The sequence below is a fragment of the Nocardia sp. NPDC060220 genome (genome assembly GCF_042727815.1).
GTDB lineage: Bacteria > Actinomycetota > Actinomycetes > Mycobacteriales > Mycobacteriaceae > Nocardia.
Window position 1 is genome coordinate 1 of sequence record NZ_JBHWZY010001304.1, and the last position, 1,290, is coordinate 1,290.

At 67.2% G+C, this 1,290-nt stretch carries 2 protein-coding genes; one reads left to right on the plus strand and one right to left on the minus strand.

Annotated features, from left to right (window positions below):
• Positions 1-608, plus strand: a 608-nt coding sequence (locus ACFWF3_RS36260) for a TetR/AcrR family transcriptional regulator (protein ID WP_379318695.1), incomplete at its 5' end; no start/stop codon positions are given.
• On the opposite strand, the gene ACFWF3_RS36265 is transcribed toward ACFWF3_RS36260, so the two are convergent.
• Positions 605-1,195 carry a TetR/AcrR family transcriptional regulator gene (locus tag ACFWF3_RS36265; RefSeq protein ID WP_379318697.1) on the minus strand — a complete coding sequence of 197 codons (591 nt, stop codon included), beginning with the start codon at positions 1,193-1,195 and terminating at the stop codon, positions 605-607. The two genes, ACFWF3_RS36260 and ACFWF3_RS36265, sit on opposite strands and share 4 nt — an antisense overlap.
• Positions 1,196-1,290: the final 95 nt, after the last annotated feature.

Genomic DNA, 1,290 nt, shown 5'->3' on the forward strand with positions numbered 1-1,290 from the left:
GTCCGGTGGTGGGCAGCAGGCGCGAGAAATCCGCGGAGACCGAGCAGGCGCTCAAGGACGCCGCCCGGCAGGTCTTCGCCGAACACGGCTACCTGAACGCGAAGATCACCGACATCACCACCGCCGCGGGCCGCGCGGCCGGCTCGTTCTACAACCACTTCGCGAGCAAAGAGGAACTGCTGCAAGCACTTCTGCGCGATATGGCGGTGGCAAGCGACGAGCGAGCGGCCGACCCGGAGCACAACGGCGACTTCACCGACCCGGCGGCGGTCCGCTACCACGTGCGCGGCTACTGGACCTTCGCCCGCGAACACGCCTCGGTCCTGCGCGCGATGGGCCAGGCGGCGCAGGTCAGCCCGGATTTCGCCCGGATCATCGCGGGCTTCGGTGCCGAACAACGCACCGACATCGCCGACCACGTAGCGGACTTCCCGGAACGGGGGCTACGCCTGCCGGGAACGGTCGACGCCAGCCTGGCGATGATGTTCGCCGCGGTCGACGGAATGTTGCGCATGGTCGAAGACGGCTCGGTGACCCTCACCGACGAGGAGGCGATCGAGTCGATCACCCGTTTCGTCTACCGCGGTCTGACCGGCCGCGACTATTAGCTGCGCGCCGAGTTCCGAACTCCGGGGGCCGGGTTCGGTGTGAGTGCTCGGCGAGCCAGCGTCAACCAGCGCGACTGCTCCACCTCGGACATGGCGTCGGTCGGCGCGGTGGACAGCAAGAGGACCACGTCGTCCGCGGTGACGTCCGGGTAGAGCGAATCGTTGCGGTGCGCGGCGGCGACCAGCTGCTCGACGGCGGCACGCCCGCGCGCCTGGATCTCGCGGAGTGAGTCATCGGCCACCCCGGCGACGGCGAATCGGAGCAGGCGTTCCTGCCGCATGTCGATCATCACGTGGCGCAGTAGTGCGATCACCTCGTCGATGGCCGAGCTGGTCCCGTCCTCGGCTCTGGCGAGCGCCGAGTTCAGCGACCGGTCGATGCCCTCGGCCAGATCGGCCACGATGCTCGCGATCAGATCCTGCTTGGTCGGGAAGTGCCGATACAGGGTGCCCGTGGCGACACCCGCTGCCATAGCGATCTCGTCCATGCCGATGCCCGGCCCTTCGCGGATGACGAGTTCGCGTGCGGCAGCGGCGATTGCCTCGCGATTGCGCCGCGCGTCCGCGCGCAGGGGTCGGTCGGTCATCTCGGTGCCATCCTTCTCTAGTGCCTTGCCAATAACATGAACGACTGGTTCACTTTAATGTGAATGCATCGTTCATGTTAGGAGCCGTCATGAAG